21 protein-coding genes are annotated in these 19,728 nt (G+C 59.1%); 13 read left to right on the top strand and 8 right to left on the bottom strand.

Annotated elements, in window-relative coordinates; translation table 11 throughout:
* Positions 1–63 precede the first annotated feature (63 nt).
* The 13 genes from GAL01_RS10250 to GAL01_RS10310 all read left to right on the top strand — a co-directional run bounded on the left by GAL01_RS10250 (position 64) and on the right by GAL01_RS10310 (position 10,889).
* Complete coding sequence (locus GAL01_RS10250; RefSeq protein ID WP_062030770.1) at positions 64–1,551, top strand: phage tail sheath protein; 1,488 nt, start codon at positions 64–66, stop codon at positions 1,549–1,551.
* Positions 1,552–1,977: a hypothetical protein gene (locus GAL01_RS10255; RefSeq protein WP_062030646.1), complete on the top strand. Its 426-nt coding sequence runs from the start codon at positions 1,552–1,554 to the stop codon at positions 1,975–1,977.
* Positions 1,974–2,291: a hypothetical protein gene (locus GAL01_RS10260; RefSeq protein WP_062030648.1), complete on the top strand. Its 318-nt coding sequence runs from the start codon at positions 1,974–1,976 to the stop codon at positions 2,289–2,291. Before GAL01_RS10255 ends, GAL01_RS10260 begins: the two co-directional genes overlap by 4 nt.
* A 700-nt stretch (positions 2,292–2,991) precedes the next feature.
* Entirely contained in the window at positions 2,992–3,300 is a 309-nt protein-coding gene (locus tag GAL01_RS10265) for a hypothetical protein (protein ID WP_145995620.1), read from the top strand.
* Positions 3,301–3,318: 18 nt separating this feature from the next.
* Positions 3,319–4,233 (top strand): hypothetical protein, encoded by a 915-nt coding sequence (locus GAL01_RS10270; RefSeq protein ID WP_062030652.1) that lies wholly within the window; start codon positions 3,319–3,321, stop codon positions 4,231–4,233.
* A gap of 4 nt (positions 4,234–4,237) precedes the next feature.
* Positions 4,238–4,450: a hypothetical protein gene (locus GAL01_RS10275; RefSeq protein ID WP_174694478.1), complete on the top strand. Its 213-nt coding sequence runs from the start codon at positions 4,238–4,240 to the stop codon at positions 4,448–4,450.
* Positions 4,447–5,508, top strand: coding sequence for a hypothetical protein (locus tag GAL01_RS10280; RefSeq protein ID WP_062030656.1), 1,062 nt, complete (start codon positions 4,447–4,449; stop codon positions 5,506–5,508). The genes GAL01_RS10275 and GAL01_RS10280 overlap by 4 nt, the downstream gene beginning before the upstream one ends.
* Positions 5,505–6,128, top strand: a complete 624-nt coding sequence (locus GAL01_RS10285; RefSeq protein ID WP_062030658.1) for a baseplate assembly protein — start codon at positions 5,505–5,507, stop codon at positions 6,126–6,128. The genes GAL01_RS10280 and GAL01_RS10285 overlap by 4 nt, the downstream gene beginning before the upstream one ends.
* Positions 6,125–6,484 carry a GPW/gp25 family protein gene (locus tag GAL01_RS10290; RefSeq protein ID WP_062030660.1) on the top strand — a complete coding sequence of 120 codons (360 nt, stop codon included), beginning with the start codon at positions 6,125–6,127 and terminating at the stop codon, positions 6,482–6,484. The genes GAL01_RS10285 and GAL01_RS10290 overlap by 4 nt, the downstream gene beginning before the upstream one ends.
* A 44-nt stretch (positions 6,485–6,528) precedes the next feature.
* Entirely contained in the window at positions 6,529–7,668 is a 1,140-nt protein-coding gene (locus GAL01_RS10295) for a baseplate J/gp47 family protein (protein WP_062030662.1), read from the top strand.
* A gap of 41 nt (positions 7,669–7,709) precedes the next feature.
* On the top strand, positions 7,710–8,948 hold the full coding sequence (locus GAL01_RS10300) for a hypothetical protein (protein ID WP_062030664.1): 1,239 nt from the start codon (positions 7,710–7,712) through the stop codon (positions 8,946–8,948).
* Positions 8,949–8,952: 4 nt separating this feature from the next.
* Complete coding sequence (locus GAL01_RS10305; RefSeq protein ID WP_062030665.1) at positions 8,953–9,639, top strand: hypothetical protein; 687 nt, start codon at positions 8,953–8,955, stop codon at positions 9,637–9,639.
* Entirely contained in the window at positions 9,639–10,889 is a 1,251-nt protein-coding gene (locus GAL01_RS10310; protein ID WP_062030666.1) for a glycine-rich domain-containing protein, read from the top strand. The genes GAL01_RS10305 and GAL01_RS10310 overlap by 1 nt, the downstream gene beginning before the upstream one ends.
* A 5-nt stretch (positions 10,890–10,894) precedes the next feature.
* Here the strand turns inward: GAL01_RS10310 and GAL01_RS10315 are convergent, their stop codons facing one another.
* The 8 genes from GAL01_RS10315 to GAL01_RS10350 form a co-directional block, all read right to left on the bottom strand.
* Positions 10,895–12,208: a cytochrome c gene (locus GAL01_RS10315; RefSeq protein WP_062030667.1), complete on the bottom strand. Its 1,314-nt coding sequence runs from the start codon at positions 12,206–12,208 to the stop codon at positions 10,895–10,897.
* On the bottom strand, positions 12,205–13,980 hold the full coding sequence (locus GAL01_RS10320) for a GMC family oxidoreductase (RefSeq protein ID WP_062030668.1): 1,776 nt from the start codon (positions 13,978–13,980) through the stop codon (positions 12,205–12,207). Before GAL01_RS10320 ends, GAL01_RS10315 begins: the two co-directional genes overlap by 4 nt.
* Positions 13,980–14,690, bottom strand: a complete 711-nt coding sequence (locus GAL01_RS10325; RefSeq protein ID WP_062030670.1) for a gluconate 2-dehydrogenase subunit 3 family protein — start codon at positions 14,688–14,690, stop codon at positions 13,980–13,982. The genes GAL01_RS10320 and GAL01_RS10325 overlap by 1 nt, the downstream gene beginning before the upstream one ends.
* 143 nt (positions 14,691–14,833) lie before the next feature.
* Entirely contained in the window at positions 14,834–15,652 is an 819-nt protein-coding gene (locus tag GAL01_RS10330; protein WP_062030672.1) for a hypothetical protein, read from the bottom strand.
* A gap of 19 nt (positions 15,653–15,671) precedes the next feature.
* The gene (locus GAL01_RS10335; RefSeq protein WP_062030674.1) at positions 15,672–16,631 is read right to left on the bottom strand and encodes a hypothetical protein; all 960 of its coding nucleotides are present in this window, start codon (positions 16,629–16,631) and stop codon (positions 15,672–15,674) included.
* Positions 16,628–17,557 (bottom strand): Hsp33 family molecular chaperone HslO, encoded by a 930-nt coding sequence (gene hslO / locus GAL01_RS10340; RefSeq protein ID WP_062030676.1) that lies wholly within the window; start codon positions 17,555–17,557, stop codon positions 16,628–16,630. Before hslO ends, GAL01_RS10335 begins: the two co-directional genes overlap by 4 nt.
* On the bottom strand, positions 17,557–18,585 hold the full coding sequence (gene argF, locus GAL01_RS10345) for an ornithine carbamoyltransferase (protein WP_373317695.1): 1,029 nt from the start codon (positions 18,583–18,585) through the stop codon (positions 17,557–17,559). The genes hslO and argF overlap by 1 nt, the downstream gene beginning before the upstream one ends.
* On the bottom strand, positions 18,507–19,703 hold the full coding sequence (locus GAL01_RS10350; RefSeq protein ID WP_062030678.1) for an aspartate aminotransferase family protein: 1,197 nt from the start codon (positions 19,701–19,703) through the stop codon (positions 18,507–18,509). The genes argF and GAL01_RS10350 overlap by 79 nt, the downstream gene beginning before the upstream one ends.
* Positions 19,704–19,728: the final 25 nt, after the last annotated feature.

Here is a 19,728-nt window from a genome sequence, read left to right on the forward strand (position 1 = left end):
TCAGGAAAGCGGGTGACCTTCATGGAGGTGCCCGCTTTCTGCATTTTGGAGAGCGATCCAGGGATGTCTCTGGTCTATCAGGCGGGAACGCTGAATACCACGGCACTGACCGTGCCAAATCTTTATGTGCAGATTGCCCAGCCGCAGACGCTGGCCCTGGCCGGCGCGTCATCTTCGGTGCTGGGGATTGTGGGAACCGCTGGCTGGGGACCGGTGGGGATGCCTCTGCCGATCGGGGGCATGAGTGATTATGTCGCGGCGTTCGGCGCCAAGCAGAACAAGACGACGGATGCGGGTCTGGCGGTCAATATCGCCGTGATGCAGGGAGCGTCGACATTCGTGGTTGTCCGTGTGACGGATGGGACGGATGTGGCGGCTTCCGGTGCGCTTGACGGGGTGACGGTTCAGGCTGTCTGCACCGGAAGTGCGGGAAATGGCATTGTTGCTGCAGTGACGGCTACGGGGTCCGGCTATGCGTTTGCGGTGATTCATGCCGAGCTGGGTTCAAGGACCTATGCCGGTGCGGACTGGTCCGGGATTGCCGCTGCTGTGGCGCAGGATCTGAGTGCGCTCGTGAAGGTTGTGCTGCCAGACACGGTGCCGGCCGTTGCGGCTGCGAGCGTGACGCTCTCAGGCGGCACGGACGGCGGCGTTCCCACGACAGCACAGTTCCTGGGGCAGGACAGCACGGTCCGGACAGGCATGTATGCGCTGCGGGGGCAGGAATGTGCCGTCGGGCTGCTGCATGGTGTGTCGGACAGTACATCCTATACAGCGCAGGCGGCGTTCGGAACGTCCGAGGGGGTCTATATGATCGCCGTGGGTCCCGCCGCGGATACGGTGACGAACGCGATTGCCGTCAAGGCATCGAGTGGTCTGGATGCGGCGTCGGTCAAGCTCATGTTCGGGGACTGGCTGTGGTGGAATGATGACAGCAATGGCGTGATTCTCGTGAGCCCGCAGGCGTTTGCCGGGGGCAGGCTGGCCGCGCTTTCACCTGAACAGTCCAGTCTGAACAAGGCGCTGTCGGGGGTTGTGGGAAGCCAGAAGGCCGGTCTGACGGGAAGCAGTGCGACGTATTCCATGGCGGAACTGTCGGTGCTGTTTACGGCTGGAATTGACGTGATCTGCAATCCGGCGCCGGGCGGAAGTTACTGGGCGGTGCGGTGTGGGCATAATTCGTCCAGCAAGAGCACCATGAATGGCGACAACTACACACGTTTGACAAACTATATTGCGTCTTCGCTTGCGGGGGGTATGGGTGGTTATGTCGGCGAAGTCATTAATGACACGCTGTTCAGCGATATCCGCTCGACACTTCTGGGTTTTCTGTCGTCACTGCTGTCTCAGGGTATTCTGGGCGTTCAGAATGGTGAGCTGCCCTACAGTGTGGTCTGTGATTCGAGCAACAATCCGCAGTCCCGCACGGCGCTTGGATATGTGCAGGCGGATGTGGCTGTTCGATATCAGGGCATCAACGAGAAATTCATCGTCAATCTGCAGGGCGGCGCGTCTGTCACTGTATCGTCTGCGTCGGGGAGTGTCGGCTAAATGGCAAATCCATACAGCATTGGCCGGGATTGCCGGATTACGGTTCTGTGGAATGGTCAGCGGGTTGATCTGAGGGATGTGACGTCTTTCAGTGCGGCTCAGGAAACGCATGCTCTGCGTGCCAATCCGCTGAATGGTGTTCCGCTGGAATTCAATGTTCCGAATGGCTGGCGGGGAGCGTTTCAGATCGCCCGTGCCAATGCGGCGCTGGATAATCTGGTGGCAGCTGTGGAAGCTGCCTACTGGAATGCGGGAACGGTCGGAAGCGGGACGATTTACCAGTACGTTACGGATCCGGATGGTTCGACGGGCACATGGGAGTTCAGCAATGTTTCCATGCAGCTGAAAAGTGATCCCTGGCAGGCGGATCACATGATCCATCAGACGGTTCAGTTCTTTGCTTCTACAAGGACGAAGATTTCGTGAGTGATTTTCCGCAGGAAATTGTTCTGTCAGATAAGCGCCGTCTGACGTTGCGAGAGATTGATCCGGCGGACATGCTGGATCTGATCGAAGCGGCGGGAAGTGCCATCAATGGGGCTTCGGCATCTGCTTGGCTGGGCTACGCGGAAATGATCTGTTCCGTGACGGCCATTGATGGTGTGCCGGTCCAGATGCCACAGAGCAAGGACGAAATCCGCGACCTTGCGCGGCGCGTGGGAAAGTCTGGGATTGCTGCGCTGACGCCGCTGTTTGAACGTGATGCGGATGACGATATCCGGGACGTCGCAAAAAACTGAGTCGGCACTCCGGGTTTCAGGAGATGCTTTATCTTCTGGATCACGGGGTGCCGTGGGATGTTTTGCGAGGGTGGTCAGGGGCGCGGCGTCTGGCTGCGTGTGTCATTACCGGTGAACGGGAAGGGCATTGTTTTGATTGGGAAATTATGCGGTATCAGGGAGAAATATGATGCGGGAGGACATCTGGCGGAATATTCTCTTAGTCAGGACATTTTTCGATCAGTCTGCCAGAGGGTTGCTGCGGAGGGGAGAGTGGGTTTCAGTTGTACCCCGTCTGCGGAAACAGGGTGGTGTTAAAACGCTTCGCGCCAGAAGCCATCTGGGCTCTGTCATCAGGATCACGCGTTCCGAAACGCAGGCAGTGTCCAATAACCGGGAAGCGCCAGGCACGTGGAAACCTACAGGATTGCGGTATGGAGCGCTTTCCTTAAGGCGGAAAGAAATTCAGCTTTCGATGCCCCGCTCTTCTTCTGTCAGACCTGTTGTTGCTTCAGTGGGGAACAAGGGAAGGGCTAAGCGGGTATCAGCTCTTTCGGTTTCCGCGCGGCAGGTGTTTCAGTCTCGTGTCAAACAGGGTCAATATGTTTCGATTAAAAAACTTTTTGGCCTTGATGCCGGGGGAGGATCCTCGTCGGCAAGACCGACGGGAGTGTTCGAGAAAATCTCCCGTCCGAAGCCTGTCAGGCGGACGGGGACTGATATGCAGTCTGTTATTCGTGGGGCAACGAGAGGAGCTGGAAACTCGCTGTTTGTGCCGCCCAAGGCTCTGTTTGCGAAAGACCGAGTGTACGAAACGACCGGGCAGGAGCAGCATCCACAGCATGTTTTTTCAGGATCCCGAACATATCACGACACTGAGGTTGTGAATGATCGTCTGGAACATGAAGTGAGGGGCGGGAATTTTCTGCTGGGTCATCGTGAGGCCCGTCTGGCGGCGCGTCGTTCCGGCGGGGGGGTGGATGAGATCATGCAGCCTCAGTATCCCGGTCGAAGTATCGGGTTTTTCTGACAGAGGAGATATTCCCTGATGGGTGTTGGCCTTTCTGACATAGAAAATGCCATTGGCGCTGTAGGGCGTTTGGGCGCGTCGTCGCCTGTCATACTGGGAAACTTGGTTCTGACGGGAATTGAGGTTCCGGATACGCTTCAGGTTGGTGGCCGTCAGATGCTGGTTGTGCACCGTCTGCCTGGTGGTGGACGGGTTGTGGATGCGCTGGGTAATGATCCGGGACGGCTGGAACTCAGAGGACGTTTTCTGGGCCCTGATGCGCAGATGCGGGCGCAGGCAGTCGAGCGCATGCGTATGGCAGGCGCGCAGGTTGCTTTCTCGGCGGCGGGCCTCTCCGTACAGGTATGGATTGCGCAGTTTACCTATGCCTATCAGGCGAAGGGGGCTGTCTGTTCCTATAAGCTGGTCCTTGAGAGGCCTCAGGAAACGGCGTCCGTTCAGAGTCTGTCGACCTTGTCCGGTTTGCTGGGAGATGACGTCGGAAGTGCTCTCGACAGTTTTTCCGGGACCGTTTCGGGTATCTCCGAAGGCGTCTTTACGGCGGCGGGGCAGGTGTCTTCGGTCGTCGGGCAGGTGATGCCGCTGGCCAGTCTGGTTGGTGCGGGCGGTTTTGCTTCGAAAGTCACTGATGCGCTGGGGACGGTCAATGGCGTGGCGCAGAGCGGAATGAATCTCGCGACCGTTCCCTCCGCGCTGGCGTCTGTTGCGGGAGGGTTGCAAAATGCGGGAAGCGGTTTGCAGTCCATTATTGCCGGGGCGGGACAGAATGTTGAGGCCATCCAGCCGGTCAACAGTGTTTCGCTGAATACTCTGGGTCAGAATGCAGCGCTTCTGAGTGCTGCGGCGGATGCGGGGGGGCTGGTGAACCGGTCTGCGGCGAATATTGCGGTGGCACAAGGGCTGGAGACGGCTTTGCCGTCGGTTTTCGCATGAGGGAATGATGCAGGATATTATTGTCAGTGCTGCGGATATTTCCCTGTTTCATGTGGCGGCGCGTGAACTTGGGGATGCGTCGCAGTGGTGGAGAATTGCGCAGGTCAACGGGATGACTGACCCGGATCTGGGAAGAATTTCTGAAACGGTTGTTCTGAAGGTTCCGTCGGTTGAGCCTGATCTGGTGTCTGGTCTGCCTGATGGAGCACTGGAATGAGTGTCAGAAACCTGGAGGTTCAGGTTCTTTTTGACGGTCAGGTCGACCCTGTTCTGGCGCTTGTGCAGTTTGAAATCGATGCCAGCCGGTATGAGGCATGCGATGTCGCCACTCTCCGTCTGGCTGTCAGAAAACAAGGAGCGGAAACGCCCTGGTTTGAGGGGGAGCAGCCCACGCGGAAATGGGTCACGCTTCAGATGCGGGATACCCAGAATATTGCGGCCGCTTGGACGACCCTGTTTCAGGGGCGCCTTGATCATATCGACTATGTGGCGGAGCACGCCATTCTGGAGATGGAATGTCGTGATGCGCTGGCGGCGTTGATGGATCTGCGTGTTCAGAATGCGTGGCTCAACCATACCCAGCAGGAACTGCTGGAAATCATGGCGCAGGCGGCGGGGCTTGAGGCGCAGATTACCTTGCCTTCGGATCAGGCCACATTGATGGCGGGTCAGTTCTGGCAGATTGAACACAAACGGGGCGCTCTTATGGGGCAGCACCGTTTTCAGACTGCGGCGGATCTCGCGTTTACGATTGCAAGGGACGCTTTTTGCGATCTTTATGCCGATGGAACCTCTCTTGTCTGTCAGCCGCTGGGAGCTGCTTCGGATGCGGGTGCGCAGGTGACGGATATGCGTCATGCGGTTCTTGAAACCGGTATTGCGCGCGATTTGCAGTTGCTGGCTGGCGTGGTCGTTCATATGGCGTCTTGGGATTCCCGGCAAAGAAGTACGACACATGTTTATTACGATGGTGTTTCTTTTTCTCAGGACGCGCCATCGGGCAATTTCAGTATCCACACATTTCGTGTTCCTGGACGTCGGCTGGAAGACTTGCAGAGGCTGGCACGGGGCAAACATGCTCGCATTGCGGCTCATGCGTTGTCTGTCCGAATTAAAATTCCTGGAATTATTGGAATTGCACCGCGGAATTTCATGACTGTAGCGATGGGAAGCAGCGAAAAAACTCTGGGGGTTGATCAGGTTCTTTCCCACTTTTCTGTGGAGAAGGGGTTTGTGCAGCATGTCGTTTTAAGGGATCGCGGAGGTGAGACATGAATGACGCCCGTTTTGATGCGGCCGCTCTGCAAGGCAGAACGGCGCATACAATGTTTGGGATCGTGTCTGCTGCTGATCCGGTCAATCATGCCGTAAAAGTCCGGATCCAGCCTGAAAACATAGAAACAGGCTGGATCCCGGATGCGTGCGGCGTGCATGCGGGAGATCTGCGGGTTGCATGTCCGTCTTCTCCGGGAACGCATGTTGTGTTGCAGCCGGTTGAAGGGGATGGGGAGCATCTGGTGGTGACGGGAAGCGTGTATGACACGGTGGTCATGGCGCCCGTGTCTCCGCTGACGGGTAAGGTTGCACAACCTGGCGAACTGCTTGTCAAAGGCGGGTGCGGTCTGCCGCCGCTGTCTTCGTCGGGAAGTGTGGGGGCGTCATCTTCGAGTGCGGGCTGGCTGCATATTGGTCTGGATGGTGTTGCGGCGGGTGCAGGAAATGCGTCTCTCCTTATCAAGGACGGGACGATAAGCCTTTCTGTTGGTGGAACGGATATGACGCTGACATCTGCCGGACTGACTCTTTCCGGAGGTGATATTCGCACCAACCAGCATTCTCTTAATGAGCATATTCATCTGGCAGGAAGTCAGAAAACGGGAGGGCCGCTTGGATGATCGCTCTTTCGCATGTTTTCGGGAATGATCTGGTTCTGTCCGAAGGGGGGCTTCAGACTGTTTCCAGTACGGAACTCACGAGGCAGGGTCTGTTGAGAAGGCTTCTGACGGTTGCGGGAAATTATGTCTGGCAGCCCGACTATGGGGTGGGGCTTCCGCTCATGGTGGGGCAGGTCATTGCTCCGGAAGCCATGGAATCCGTCATCCGGGCGCAGGTTCAGGAAGATGCCAACGTAGACCCTTCACAGGTCGTGACTGTGACCGTGACGGATGAAGGGCTGGGCATTTGCAGATGTGATGTTTCGTATGTGGATGCCGGGTCCGGCCAGCAGCAGAGCCTGTCTTTTTCCTACTGAAATGATGAGAGCGGCACAATATTAAACCGCTCCAAGAGGATGCGATGTCTCTCTCCCTACGTTCTTTTTCCACGACCGTTTCCACTGCGGTGACAACGGCTCAGGCATCCTGCTCCCAGTTGCTGGACGTTTCCATCGGCTCTCCTGCTCGGGCTCTGATGGAAAGTGTGGGCGGTGTTGGTCTGTGGTTGCAGTATCTGGTGTTGCAGTCGCTGTTGCGGACCCGTCTGTCGACGTCTACGGGGTCCGACTGCGACAGTTTTGTCTATGATTTCGGTATGAGCCGACTGCCCGGTACGGCAGCGACAGGTATTGTGACGTTTGCCTCTTTTCTGGCCAGCGACCAGTCGGCGGTTGTTCCTCCAGGAGTGATCGTGAGGACGGTCGGGGGAATCTCCTTTGCGGTGACGCAGGATCAGACTTTGCCGACATGGTCCGCCTCTGCGGGAGGATATGTGCGGGAAGCTGGCGTTTCAACCTTGTCGGTTCCTGTCGCATGTCAGGTGGTGGGGGAGTCCGGAAACGTTTCGGTCGGTGCGATCTGCCTGATGGGGACGGCTGTGGCGGGGCTGGATACGGTGACGAATAATGCGCCGTTCCTTAATGGTTCCGATCAGGAAACGGATAGTCAGCTGAGGGCACGTTTTCCGCTGTGGCTGGCGGCAAAGGCCTCTGCCAGCAGGGCTGCGGTTGGGAATGCTATTGCCAATGTCCAGACAGATCTGAGCTATTCGCTTCGGGATGGTCTGGATACAGCAGGGAATGCGCGGAGCGGGTATTTTACGGCTGTGGTGAATGACGGAAGCGGCGTTCCTTCGGACCAGCTGTTATCGAGCGTCTATGATGCCGTTGATTCGGTGCGGGCCCTCGGGGTCGGTTTTGCCGTGCAGGCGCCTCAGGATCTGACGGTGAATGTGTCCATGGATGTCGTGGTGCCTTCGTCTGTTCCGGTTCAGCAGGCTGTGAGCGCCATCCAGTCGGCTGTCTCCAAGGATATTGCGTCTATGACGGTGGGTGATGGTTATCCGTACAGCCGCCTGTCCTATCTGGCTTATGCTGGTGCGGGCATTACCGTGACGTCTGTTCTGAATGTCCGGTTAAACGGTGGGCAGGCTGATATTCCCGCAAACGGAAACCAGGCTCTCATGGTTGGAAGTATTCAGATCAATGTCACTCAGGGTTGAGGGGGTGAATTCTGAAATATTTGGGCGGATGAGGACTTCTTATGGCTGTATTTAATACATATCCTAAACTCGACTCCCTGACGGGGGAAGAAGTTATTGTTCTGGCTGATTCCAGCGGCACGCGAACCGTTACGGCGACCGTCTCCCAGATTATCGAGGCGCCTGTCAGTGTCACGGCCAGCGGTCAGTTCTATTCCGACAAGGGAGCACAGGTAAAACGGTTTGCGGACCGGCTTCTGGTTGGCGTGGCGGCGGATAATCCAACTCTGAGCAACAGGGCCAGTTCGTCGCAGGATGACTGGCTTTCAGAGACCATGGGGGCAACGTCGATTGGGCCCTGGGCGTTGCAGGATGCCCAGTGTGCGTCGCTTGCCCAGTTTGGCAACAGTGCGTTTGTCGCAGGGTCTCGTACCTCCGATGCCGTAAATGGCAAGTCATTGCTGGGCTTTCAGCCGAGCTCCATCGGGGTAGCGTCATGGGGAATTTCCGATGACACGTCCAATCCGACAACCACCACGGCTTATGCCTATTATGGCGAAGCCTGGCGTCTGGCCGGAGTGGATTACCAGCCGACTTTCGGAATGGAGCTTGAGGCTGTCAATTTTGGTGGCCTCGCGGTGGGACAGTCGACGCCTTATGCGCCGAATGTTGGCGGTGGTGTGTACGGTATCCAGCTTGGTGCGGGTGGTGGCCAGACGTCGGGTACTTACGATGCTGCAGCGGGTATGGTGTTCGTTTCCAATCCGAATTCATGGCAGGCGGGCATCGTCTTTGGTGCCCAGTCCCTGACCGGAACGGACGGCAAGGATTCCGGATACGCCTCGGCCGTTTCCCTTGCGCGCAACCAGGCTGTGGAATGGCATACGCCTGAAACCGTTTCCGGCGTGGCCGGGGCCAATGTCGGTGCGTTTGTCCGCTCTACAGTGACGGAACGTACCAACGGCATGCGTCAGGAATTTACGGATAACGGGATCCTGTTTGGCAATATTGAAGGTGAAACGCTGTTCTCGGTTGCCAGCATGCCCAGCCCGACCAATGCGCTTCAGGTTCAGGCAGGCGCCGGGACACAGGCCGCGGGTCTGTATGTGCAGAAAGGAACGGGAGGATCCGGAAATCTGGGGCTGTTCCCTGCAAGTGGCGGGGAGTTGCAGATTACGTCTCCGGTGACGGGGACAGGGGGGACGGTGCCGACGGTTGCCAATGGGGGATTCCTGCATATCAACATCAATGGCGCAGATTATCGTATTCCGCTGATGTCTCCAGACCAGGTCGGGGGATGATGGGATGGCGGTTCTCTACGATGAAGACCAGGATATCCTTCGGGCTTCTGATGGCAGCGTCCTGCTGGATACGGGGCCAGTCCCTGGGTCGGTAGAGGATTTTGCGGGGCGGTTCCGGCGTCTCTTGCCGACAGGGTGGTTTCCGCCGGCGCCTCAAGGTCTGGAAGTAGAATCCGCGCCGGTACTGGCGGCGATTCTGCGCGGTTTTGGCGCGGTTCTGTCCGGTATCTGGCAGTTGATGCAGGAATGTTCCCTGCAGATGCGTCTTGCGACGATGAGTGGCGCCTTTCTGGATATGGCGGCCGAGGATTATTTCGGTTACGGCGGACTGGTCCGTCAGTCTTCCGAGCCAGATGTCATGTATCGCAAACGCATCCGGGCCTCTCTGTTTGCCGAACGCAACACCCGTCAGGCCGTAACGGACGCACTTGTCGCGGCGACAGGCGTGCAGCCGGTTATTATCGAAACCCTGAATGCGTCCGACTGCCATGCACTCGCCTGCGCTTCAGCTCCTGCCATGGGTGGAGGATACGGTTATGGTGCGGAGGCCCTGCGTTATGGCAGCCTTCAGGGCGGCCAGTTTTTTGTGGAAACACAGTTGGGAAAAGCCGCAGATCTGGCAACAGTCTGCCATGTCGTCGATCAGACGGCAGCTATGGGCGTTACCGGCTGGATCAAGGTGAAAAATTAATGGATCGGGCAATCGTTTATGCGGGATCAATCCCGCTCGATACGGATCTTCTGCTGGCCGGGCGGTATACCAAAGCAGCGTTCGGCAATCTGGCTTCGATGCTTTATGGACCCAATGTCATGGCGGCGTCCGGTCTGGGGTATTCGGTATCTTCCAGCAGTCTGAACCTGACGATTGATGCGGGTTCGGTTCTGGCTCCCGGCGTCATGGATGCTTCTGCCATTGGTGGCAATGGTGGCGGTCTGGCAGCGGATGCGACGGCTCTTACATGCCAGTATATCAGCGCGGCGTCGCAGACCATCACGCTTCCCGGTTCGGGCAATACCTATACGATTTATGCCCTCTGCTCCGAGCAGGATGCTGATCCGACGGTGCTTCCGTTCTTCAATGCCAGTAATCCTTCCCAGACACAGGCCGGTCTCCAGAATGATGGTGGTACGCTACCTGTGCGCCGTACGGGTGCCATGACCCTGGTCGCTGCGACCAACCCTCCCGTTCCACCGGCAGGCGGGTGTGTCGTGGCACTTTATACAATTACTGTACCGCAGGGAGCGTCCACGCTGGCGGGTGTGACGGTTCAGCCGGGTCAGGTTTTCTGGCCGACCATTCCGGAGCTGGCGACGCAGGCCCTGCTGAAAGCCTCTACCGAACCCATGACACTTGTGACCGGAAATGGCTCGGTTTCCATTCCGGCCTGGGCGTCCAGAGTGGAACTGCGCGCTATCGGTGCCGGCGGCGGCGGGGCGGCCTCGCAGGCGACGACGACCGCCAGTTCTTTTTCTGGCGGCGGCGGCGGCGGTGATGCCTGGGGTATTTATACCGTTAGTCCGACGCAGGGCAACGGACTGGCGATTACGGTCGGAAGCGGCGGTGGATCCGAACAGACAGGTGGCACGTCTCTTGTCAGCTATCTGGGGCAGACACTGCTGCAGGCTGAAGGCGGACAGGGCGGCACGTTCTATTCCACCACGGGCTCTGCGGGTGGAGTTGGCGGAAACGCATCGGGCGGCACCGTTTGGAACCAGAGCGGAACGTCGGGTGGTGACGGGCAGTGCAATGCCTACACGTTCTCCGGCTATGGAGGAGATGGTCCATGGGGCGGCGCAGGGCGGTGCGGAAATCAGGGAGGCCGCAACGCCACCCGGTATGGTGCGGGTGGCGGAGGCTCCTATTCAGCGACGACCGACGGTGCATCGTCCAGTGGTGGCACGGGATATCAGGGCTGTGTCCTGTATCGTTTCCTGCCCTGACAGGTTCAGTTCAGCGCAGGTGTGTCATCCGCCATATCGGAGGGTGGCATGCTTTTGCTGAACTGTTTCACGTCGTCCGCCGAAACAGGAGAAGCGTTGTTTCCCCATGCCTTGCGGATGAATGTCACGACATCGGCGATCTGCTGATCGGTCAGCTTGTGGTTGAACGCAGGCATCGCGATGGAGGATGGAGCGGCCATCATGGCGGGGAGGGTCGCGCCCGCCTGAACGATATGAACGAGCGACACCGGGTCGCTCTGCATCACGACAGGATTGCCCGCCAGTGGGGGGAAAACCGCAGGATATCCCTTGCCGTCCGTACGATGGCAGGCTGCGCAACGGTCAATATAGACCCGTGCCCCCCGTGATGACAGATTCGCTTTGTGAAGCTGGTCCGTAATGGTGGGGTCATAGGTCCAGGGTGTCTGGGAGTGGTCGGCAGCCTGAAGGCTTTTGAGGTAATGTGCGATAGCCCGCAGATCCTCATCTGTCAGTTTCTGTGTGCCATGCAGCACGGCAGACGTCATGGAACCGAAGACGCTTCCGGTCTCGGCGCGGCCGGTCTTGAGAAACGCCACGATGTCCTCTTCGCGCCAGCGGCCCAGTCCGGTCCGGTTTTCCTGCCGCAGGGAGGGCGGAGTCCAGCCATCCACTACGGCCCCACCAGACAGATAAAGACTGCCACCATCGGCCGTCAGGGCTTTTTCCTGCATCGTGATGGCGCGTGGAGAATGACAGGCTCCGCAATGGGCAGGCCCTTCCACGAGATAGGCGCCCCGCGCAAGCTGGGGATCGGTGAATTCTCCGGCGGTCCGGGGTATGGCCGTGTGAGGCGTGGGGGCAAAAACCCAGCGCCAGACCGTCAGCGGCCAGCGCATGGAGAGCGGCCATGGAATCTCGTTGTCCGGCGTAGGAACGGAAGCTGCTGGAACGCCTTTTCTGAAATAGACAAACAGTGCGTGGATATCGCTGTCTGTCATCCGGGCATAAGAGGGAAAAGGCATGGCGGGATAAAGGGTTGAGCCATCACGTCGGATGCCTTCCCGTACGGCGCGGCCAAACTGTGCTTCCGTATAGCGTCCGATCCCGTGTTCGGGATCCGGGGTGATGTTGGTGGAGTAGATTTTCCCCATAGGAAGGGAAAAAGATACTCCTCCGGAATATTCCGGTTTTCCGTGAACGGAATGGCAGGCTGCACAATCAGAGGCTGCCGCCAGATAGCGTCCTTTTTCCAGAGTGGCTTTGTCAGCATCCTGCGCGGTGGCAGATCCCGTAAGCCCGGCTCCGAGAAGGCAGGCGACAAACAGGCGCCACTTCATGCTTTCACCATCGGACCAGGGGATTTGAGATAGGTCGCACGAATGTGGTGTGCGGCCCAGTATGCGAGCGCAGCTACCATTCCTGTCGGGTTGTATCCCATGCCCTGCGGAAACGCATTCGATCCGATGACAAAGACGTTGGACACATCCCAGCTCTGAAGGTAGCGGTTGATCGCGCTGGTCTGGGGGTTATCTCCCATGATGGCACCGCCTCCCAGATGTGTGGTCTGATAGGTGCGTGTGTCGAAGGGCTGACCCGCGTTGAGATGAACCAGATTCATTTTCGTCGCCCCCATGGCGCGGGCAATGGGTTCGATCTTGCTCACGACATACTGGTTCATGCGGATGTCGTTGTCCTTCCATGTGAAGGTCATGCGGAGCAGCGGCTGTCCGTAAGCGTCTTTCCATGTTGGATCGAGATCCAGATAGACATCCCGATACGCCATGTTGCTGCCATGGGCGTCGATACCGAGCGAATGTTTGTAAGTATTGACGAGGGAGTCCTTGTAGGCGGAGCCCCAGCGTGGCGTGCCTCCCCCTCCGGCGCCGAGTGCGGCGGCAATCGGTTTCACACCCGCCTGATTGACCCAGACAGGCGATCCCCCCACAAAACCGAGCGGCCCGTGATCGAAATTCATGCTGTTGAAATCATCAATGGCAACCCCGGCGCCCCCCGCCCCTACGAACTGGTTGGTATAGGTCGAAGGTGGTAGCCACACGCGTGAGGACGTGATCGTCTGGTAGACGAAATTGCGTCCGACCGTTCCGGTATTGCTGACCGGATCGTAGGGTTTTCCGATGCCCGAGACCAGCATCAGATGCACATTGTTGAACTGGAACGCTCCCAGAATAACCAGATCCGCCGAGAGCGAGATTTCTTTCCGGGTTTTCGTGTCCAGATAAGTGACGCCGGTCGCTTTTGTTTTCGTACTGTCGAGATCGACGCGCAGAACATGGGCATCCGCTATAAGGGAAAATCCTGGATCCTGCCGCAGGACAGGAAGGATGTTCACGTTGGGTGAGGCTTTTGAATACAGGTAGCAGTCATACCCGCTGCAATAACCGCAGAAATTGCACGGCCCCATCTGGCAGCCGTAAGTATTGGTATACTGACGCGACGCATTGGCCGCAGGAAGCGCGTAAGGATGATATCCGGCATTTTTCGCGGCATCCCGGAAAACCGATGCTGAGAAAGTATCCTTCATCGCAGGGAGTGGAAAATTATCAGAACGATCCGGAGAAAAAACATTCCCGTCTCCAACGATTTTTCCCTGGACCCTGTAAGCTTCTCCCGAAGTGCCGAAGACCTTTTCCGCTTTATCGAAAAAAGGTTCCAGCTCGTCATAGGTGACGCCATAATCCTGAAGATTCATGCCTTCGGGAATGAATTTTTCTCCATACCGTTCGATCACGGCACTTCGGAGCCTCAGGTCTTCCGGGGCAACGCGGAAATGAACACCAGACCAGTGCAGACCCGCACCGCCGACGCCTTCGCCCGGCAGGAAGGCTGCGAGCTGCCGGTACGGCAGGGCCGTCTGGTCCATGGTGTTGCGGATCGTCACGGTCGACTGGGACAGGTTCTGGAAAAGCCGCTTGCGGATGGCTCCGCGCAGTTCATCAATGGAGTCCGGATAGGCCCCTTCAACGGGAGTCGTTCTTTCCGGCCCCCGCTCAAGCATGACGACCGACAGACCGGCTTCGGTCAGCTCCTTGGCCATGATTGAGCCGGCCCAGCCTGCTCCTACAATGATCGCATCGACATGTTTGACCATCAGGCAGTCTCCCCGGAAATAGAGACCGGACCAATGGGATAGGACGCCCCTTCCTGATTGACCCAGTCCATGAAGTCCGCCCGTGCGCCGGGAAAGCCCAGCATGACCCAGCCCCCAAGGCCGCGATTGCCACCGTAAAGCGGATCGGCAAAAGCCCCTTCAAGCGTGTTGGTCCGGAGCTGTTCGAAAAAGACTCGTCCCGGAATGTCGCCAAGCTGTACGGAGCCACCTTCCAGGGCTGTCAGGATTTCGTCCTGCTGCATGGCGGACAGAGCGACAAATCCCTTCCCATATTGCTGGCGGGCGTAATGCTCCACGCCTGCAATCCCCTTGCGATACAGGTCCTTGGGTATAAAAGGAAGCTGGTAGCCCAGATTGGCTGGGCCCTGTTCGAACGGGCCGGACATGTACCAGTTCTCACCCCGTGCGTATGGGGTCTGCATCTGCCGGTCCAGGAATTCCGCAACACCGAGAGCCCTTGCGCCCGGGCCGTTATGGTCAGCGGGAAACAGACGTTCGCAGGCGGATTCGAGAAACTGGTATTCCGCAGCATCGAAAAAAACCGGACGATAGGGCTGGGCCGCTTCAGCAGCCAGAGCTTCGGCCCACCGGGCGTTTCCTGAAGCCATCCAGAATGACGTGGTTCCCAGAAGTCCTTTCACGACACTGCGGCGGAATGGATTGTTCAGTGTCGGTTCCATGGGGGGCACAGCTTTCTCCGGGGATAGAACCAGGGGCACAGAAGATCTGGAAACGGGTGATTTACAAACCCGTTTTCTAACGAAAACAGACTAAAGCCGCCAGACAATCCCTCATCACAACATGACGAGAGATCTGAATCCTCTGGATGATTTTAGTGGGTTGCTGAACTGCCTGTTGAGGGAAGTTGCAGGGTTCCGGGCTGGGGCGAGCGCTGAACGGTGGTGGGTGTGGCTGCCGTGTCGGTCTCGGTCCCTGTCGGAAAAATGGCGTCCGGCGCATTTGAAGTCGCAACAGGGGGTGCGGTTTTTGGGGGAGCAGGAGAGACGGTGTCCGGTGCAGCCAGCGCGGGCGTGGGGGGTGCAGCCGCTGGCTCAGCGCCCGGAACTCCGAGTGTCTGCTGCTGTACGCCCCCGTTGACGATTGGCGTTCCCGCAGCATCCGTCATCCAGGACAGGAGCTTCTTGCGGATCTGGAATTCCAGTTCCACATTCATGTCCTGCATCATCTGGTTTGTGAGGGTATAGAGTTCCCTGCGGGATGTCGGATCGCGGTCGCCGGCGTCCAGCTTGCGCGTGATGCGGGCATGAACAAATCCGGTATGCTGGTTGCTGGCATCCGACACGTTCAACTGTACATCCATGGCGCCCGTCACCGCGTTGTCGCCCGCGCGGTTCAGATAGGCCTGCTTGATGATGAAGTCCGCCTTGCCCGAGGTTCCGCTTGCGACCAGACGCTGTCCGGCCATGTTTTTGAGTGCCTGATCCGGCGCGATGGGCGCTTTGGCCGACAGAGAATCCGGTGCGGCGGGCGCTTCGTCCTGAACGTCAATCGAGGCTACGTTCAGATGGATCTGAGGAAGATAGCTGTAATCGGTCGGGGGGAATGTCTCGTCCGCAGTCCCGTCCGAGCAGGCGGCCATGCCCAGAGACAGCATCAGGCTCCCCAGACCGGTCCAGTAACGTATGCGCATATCCTGTCTCCTGAAGGCGTTACCGACGATTGAAAAGGGACTTGATCCGGCTTTTCAGTCTCTGTCCAGATGCTGGGGGGTGAGAAGGGGACGTTGGCGGCTGTGGTATCGTAAAAGATGGCGCGGCCTTGGGAGAAGGCGGTGGTGGCGTTTCGCCCGGAACACTGGGACGAAGACCAAAAGCCTGCCCGACGCCGAAATCTTCCGCTCTGAACGGACGGGCGTCCCGGATCAGGGACACATGTTCGGGATGACGGGCATACCAGCCCAGAATGAGCCCCGGAATCATCGCCGCTGCGGGATCGTCACTGATCAGCATCGGAGCGTCAGGATAGTAAAAAGACGGGCGCAGGGCCGGAAGCGTTTCGTTCCAGATCAGGTAAAAAACCGTATCGGCGTCCTGAAAGCGGCTTCCGCTGAACGCCCCCACCCGAAAGGTGATCTGGGCCAGAAGCGGCAGCGCCGTGAAGGGAGACGAGACGATCAGCGGACCCTGCCCGCGCTGGGCTGCCAGCAGGGCCGTGATCCGGTTTTCGCCGATCTGCCGCCCGTTCGGGCAGGGCAGCGCTTCACCGCTATCGGCATGGCCCGACGGCAGAAGAAGCGTATGCGGCGCAAACCCTCCAAGCCAGGAGCCGGAAAGTTCATTGACGGCGATTTCAGGCAGGGCGTCGCATGACGGACCGGTCTGCGGAGGAAGCGGAGCGCCCAGCACTCCGGTCGCGAGCGGCCAGAACACCGGATCCATCGCCATCAGAAGACGCCGCCGAACGGACGCTTCGAGCGACAGGACATGGCTTGCGCGGTACTCATCTCCTTCAAGCCACCAGCAGGCCTGCTTTCCGGTGGCGTCTTCCGTGAAAACCAGCACGCTGAAATCATCCGCCACGATCTCCCGGCTGCTTGCGCTCCAGCCGGAATAAAGCTGCTCGACCGGAAAGCCATCGAGCTTCACGCCATCAAGCAGGGGGATCGTCATGCAGTCCGTTCTCCAAGTTCCCCGCGCGTGAAGCGGAAACCCACATTGCAGAATTCACAGTTCATCGTGATGGCGCCATTTTCGACCATGTGGTCGAGGTCGTCTTCCGGGAATGTCTCCAGAACGGAGGCCAGCCTCGCCCGGTTGCACCGGCAGCCATAAGCCAGGGCGCGCGGCGTCCCGACGCGGACGTCCAGCGTGCCGAAAAGCCGCTGGATCAGGCGTTCGTTGGACAGGTCCGGGTCAAGGATTTCCTGCTCCGTCACCGTTCCAGCCAGCGTACAGGCGGTTTCCCAGGCGTCCTCATCCTGTTCGGACGCCTCGATCCCGCCTTCTGCCGCGATCCGCTCCAGAACAAGCGCCCCGGCCTTCCATCCATCGGCCGATTTCGCACAGAACAGCCGGATCCAGCAGTCATGCTGCTCGCTGGTCTGGAAATAGTTCACGGCCATGTCCGCCAGCGTCGTGCCGGTCAGATCCACGATGCCCTGATGCCGGTCCATGTCCGGCCCCTGGTCAATGGTGAACGCCATGTAGCCGTCCCCCAGAAGGCCCTTGGCCGTCTCAGGGAGGGCATCCCGGTCCGCATCCTCGCGCAGACGTGCGAAGAATCGCAGATCCCCACTGTCTGTGGCATCCGTCACCAGCATTGAAACCGGACCGTCGCCCTTGATCTGGAGGGAAAAGGCCCCCTTGAACTTCAGGGCCGACACCATGGCCGCCACGAGGGCCAGCGCCTCTCCCCCAAGCTGCGAAACCCCATCGGGATTGTCATGCCGCGACAGGATGGCATCTGCCAGAGGCCCAAGCCGCACCAGACGTCCCCGCACCGGGGAGCGTTCCAGATAAAAGGGCGTAACGCCGCCCGAGACGACCATGTTCGGAACGTCAGGCCGGTTCGTGTCGAGGAAGGGTGGTGTATCCATCAACCGTTTTCTTTCCCAAGAGCCCAGAGCAGCAGGCCCTTCTGCGTGTGCAGGCGGTTTTCCGCCTCATCGAAGACAACGGACGCCTGGCCTTCAAAGACCTCCGGCGTCACTTCCTCTCCGATATGGGCAGGCAGGCAGTGCAGGAACAGGGCATCGGGCGCAGCTTTTGCCATCAGCGCCGTATCGACCTGATAGGGCTGGAACACCTTGAGGCGCGTTTCACGGTCCTTGTCCCCCATGCTGACCCAGGTATCCGTCAGCACGGCATCCGCGCCCGTGACGGCTTCAGCAGGGTCGTGGAAAACCTCGATCGTCGCACCATGGGCCCGTGCCCACGCCACGGCGTCAGGGTTGGGCGCGAACCCTTCCGGTGTTGCCAGGCGGACATTGAAGCCGAGAAGGGCCGCGCCTTCCATCAGGGATGTCGCGACGTTGTTGCCGTCCCCGATCCAGGCCAGCGTTTTGCCGCGGATCGGCCCGCGATGTTCCTCGAACGTCAGGACATCCGCCAGAATCTGGATCGGATGGGAGACGGGCGTCAGGCCGTTGATGACCGGAACCGAGCTCCATTTCGCCAGTTCACGCAGATTGGCGTCATTCCCGGTCCGCAGCACGATCACGTCCAGAAAGCGCGACAGGACGCGGGCCGTGTCGGCCACCGTCTCGCCCCGGCCAAGCTGCATGTCGCCCGGCGAAAGGACTGAAACGGACCCGCCAAGCTGCCCCATCCCGACCTCGAACGACACGCGGGTGCGCGTCGAAGGCTGGGCGAGGATCAGGCCGAGGGTACGGCCTTCCAACGGGCGCTCCGGATGCAGAGGCTGACGGCGCCCGTTCTGCATGGCCTTGACCTTCGCTGAAAGGTCGATGATCTGCCGGATGATTTCGGGGCTGAAATCGCGCAGATCAAGAAAATGTCTCGGAGTCAGAGTCGCTGCTGTCGTGCTCACGATGCTTTCTCCTGCGCGGCAGAGGCTTTCAGGGACAGGGCGGCCTTCACGAGCCGCTCGCAGGCCTCGCGGCACTCGGCTTCCGTCACGACCAGCGGCGGAACAAGACGCAGCACATTGTCTCCAGCACTCACGGTCAAAAGGCCCTGATCCAGAACCGCCTGCATGACGTCGCCCACAGGCGGCACACAGTGCAGGCCGCGCATCAGCCCAAGACCACGCACATTGTCGAAAACGCCTTCCGAGCGGCTGACAACGTCTTCCAGCATCTTCCCGAACGCATCTCCAGCCGTACGGACATGCTCCAGAAAGCCGGGGCTCAGGATTTCTTCCAGAACGGTCACCCCGGCTGCGCAAGCCAGCGGATTGCCGCCAAAGGTCGTCCCGTGGGAGCCCGGTGTCAGGTGTCGCGCCAGCTCTTCCGTCGCAAGAACGGCGCCAAGCGGGAAGCCACCGCCAATGCCCTTCGCTACGGAAATCACGTCTGGGCGGATGCCATACCATTCATGCGCGAACAGCTTGCCCGTCCGGCCCACACCGGTCTGGACTTCATCAAAACCCAGATACAGCCCGTATTCGTCACAGACGGCGCGCAGCCCTTCCATGAACTCGCGGGTCGCAGGCTTGATACCGCTCTCGCCCTGAACGGGCTCGACGATGATGCCCGCCGTGTGCGGCGTAATGGCCTCACGCAGTGTGTTGGTGTTGTTGAACGGCGCATGGTCGAACCCTTCCACCACAGGGCCAAAGCCCTTCTGATAGGCTGGATTGCCCGTCGCCGAGATCATGGCGAGCGTCCGGCCGTGGAAGGCCCCGTCAAAGCACAGGATGCTGGTCCGCTCCGGATGCCCGTTCTCGAACTGGGCGCGGCGGATCATCTTGACCATGCCTTCATTGGCCTCGGCGCCCGAATTGCAGAACAGCACGGAATCCGCGAACGTGTTCTGCACCAGCAGTTCCGCCAGCGCCTCCGCCTGCGGAACCCGGTACAGGTTCGAGACATGCATGACCTTCGCGGCCTGTTCCGCAATGGTTTTAACCAGTTTCGGATGGGCATGTCCCAGCGAAGTCACGGCAATGCCGGCCCCGAAATCCAGATATCGTCGCCCGTTCGTCGCCGTCAGCCAGACGCCTTCGCCCTGCTCGAAAGCGAGGTCGGCACGTTTGTAATTCGGCATCAGCGCGGGGATCATGATGGATCTCTGAATATCTGGTTGA

This window comes from Gluconobacter albidus (assembly GCF_002723915.1).
Classification (GTDB): domain Bacteria; phylum Pseudomonadota; class Alphaproteobacteria; order Acetobacterales; family Acetobacteraceae; genus Gluconobacter; species Gluconobacter albidus.

What these genes read in the sequence shown, in the direction of transcription:
- GAL01_RS10270 (WP_062030652.1), top strand. Translation starts at nt 3,319, where the DNA reads ATGGGTGTTGGCCTTTCTGACATAGAAAATGCCATTGGCGCTGTAGGG.
- GAL01_RS10290 (WP_062030660.1), top strand. Translation starts at nt 6,125, where the DNA reads ATGATCGCTCTTTCGCATGTTTTCGGGAATGATCTGGTTCTGTCCGAA.
- GAL01_RS10350 (WP_062030678.1), bottom strand. Translation starts at nt 19,703, where the DNA reads ATGATCCCCGCGCTGATGCCGAATTACAAACGTGCCGACCTCGCTTTC.
- GAL01_RS10295 (WP_062030662.1), top strand. Translation starts at nt 6,529, where the DNA reads ATGTCTCTCTCCCTACGTTCTTTTTCCACGACCGTTTCCACTGCGGTG.
- hslO (WP_062030676.1), bottom strand. Translation starts at nt 17,557, where the DNA reads ATGGATACACCACCCTTCCTCGACACGAACCGGCCTGACGTTCCGAAC.
- GAL01_RS10300 (WP_062030664.1), top strand. Translation starts at nt 7,710, where the DNA reads ATGGCTGTATTTAATACATATCCTAAACTCGACTCCCTGACGGGGGAA.
- GAL01_RS10250 (WP_062030770.1), top strand. Translation starts at nt 64, where the DNA reads ATGTCTCTGGTCTATCAGGCGGGAACGCTGAATACCACGGCACTGACC.
- GAL01_RS10280 (WP_062030656.1), top strand. Translation starts at nt 4,447, where the DNA reads ATGAGTGTCAGAAACCTGGAGGTTCAGGTTCTTTTTGACGGTCAGGTC.
- GAL01_RS10255 (WP_062030646.1), top strand. Translation starts at nt 1,552, where the DNA reads ATGGCAAATCCATACAGCATTGGCCGGGATTGCCGGATTACGGTTCTG.
- GAL01_RS10335 (WP_062030674.1), bottom strand. Translation starts at nt 16,631, where the DNA reads ATGACGATCCCCCTGCTTGATGGCGTGAAGCTCGATGGCTTTCCGGTC.
- GAL01_RS10265 (WP_145995620.1), top strand. Translation starts at nt 2,992, where the DNA reads ATGCAGTCTGTTATTCGTGGGGCAACGAGAGGAGCTGGAAACTCGCTG.
- GAL01_RS10315 (WP_062030667.1), bottom strand. Translation starts at nt 12,208, where the DNA reads ATGAAGTGGCGCCTGTTTGTCGCCTGCCTTCTCGGAGCCGGGCTTACG.
- GAL01_RS10330 (WP_062030672.1), bottom strand. Translation starts at nt 15,652, where the DNA reads ATGCGCATACGTTACTGGACCGGTCTGGGGAGCCTGATGCTGTCTCTG.
- GAL01_RS10310 (WP_062030666.1), top strand. Translation starts at nt 9,639, where the DNA reads ATGGATCGGGCAATCGTTTATGCGGGATCAATCCCGCTCGATACGGAT.
- GAL01_RS10305 (WP_062030665.1), top strand. Translation starts at nt 8,953, where the DNA reads ATGGCGGTTCTCTACGATGAAGACCAGGATATCCTTCGGGCTTCTGAT.
- GAL01_RS10285 (WP_062030658.1), top strand. Translation starts at nt 5,505, where the DNA reads ATGAATGACGCCCGTTTTGATGCGGCCGCTCTGCAAGGCAGAACGGCG.
- GAL01_RS10320 (WP_062030668.1), bottom strand. Translation starts at nt 13,980, where the DNA reads ATGGTCAAACATGTCGATGCGATCATTGTAGGAGCAGGCTGGGCCGGC.
- GAL01_RS10275 (WP_174694478.1), top strand. Translation starts at nt 4,238, where the DNA reads ATGATGCAGGATATTATTGTCAGTGCTGCGGATATTTCCCTGTTTCAT.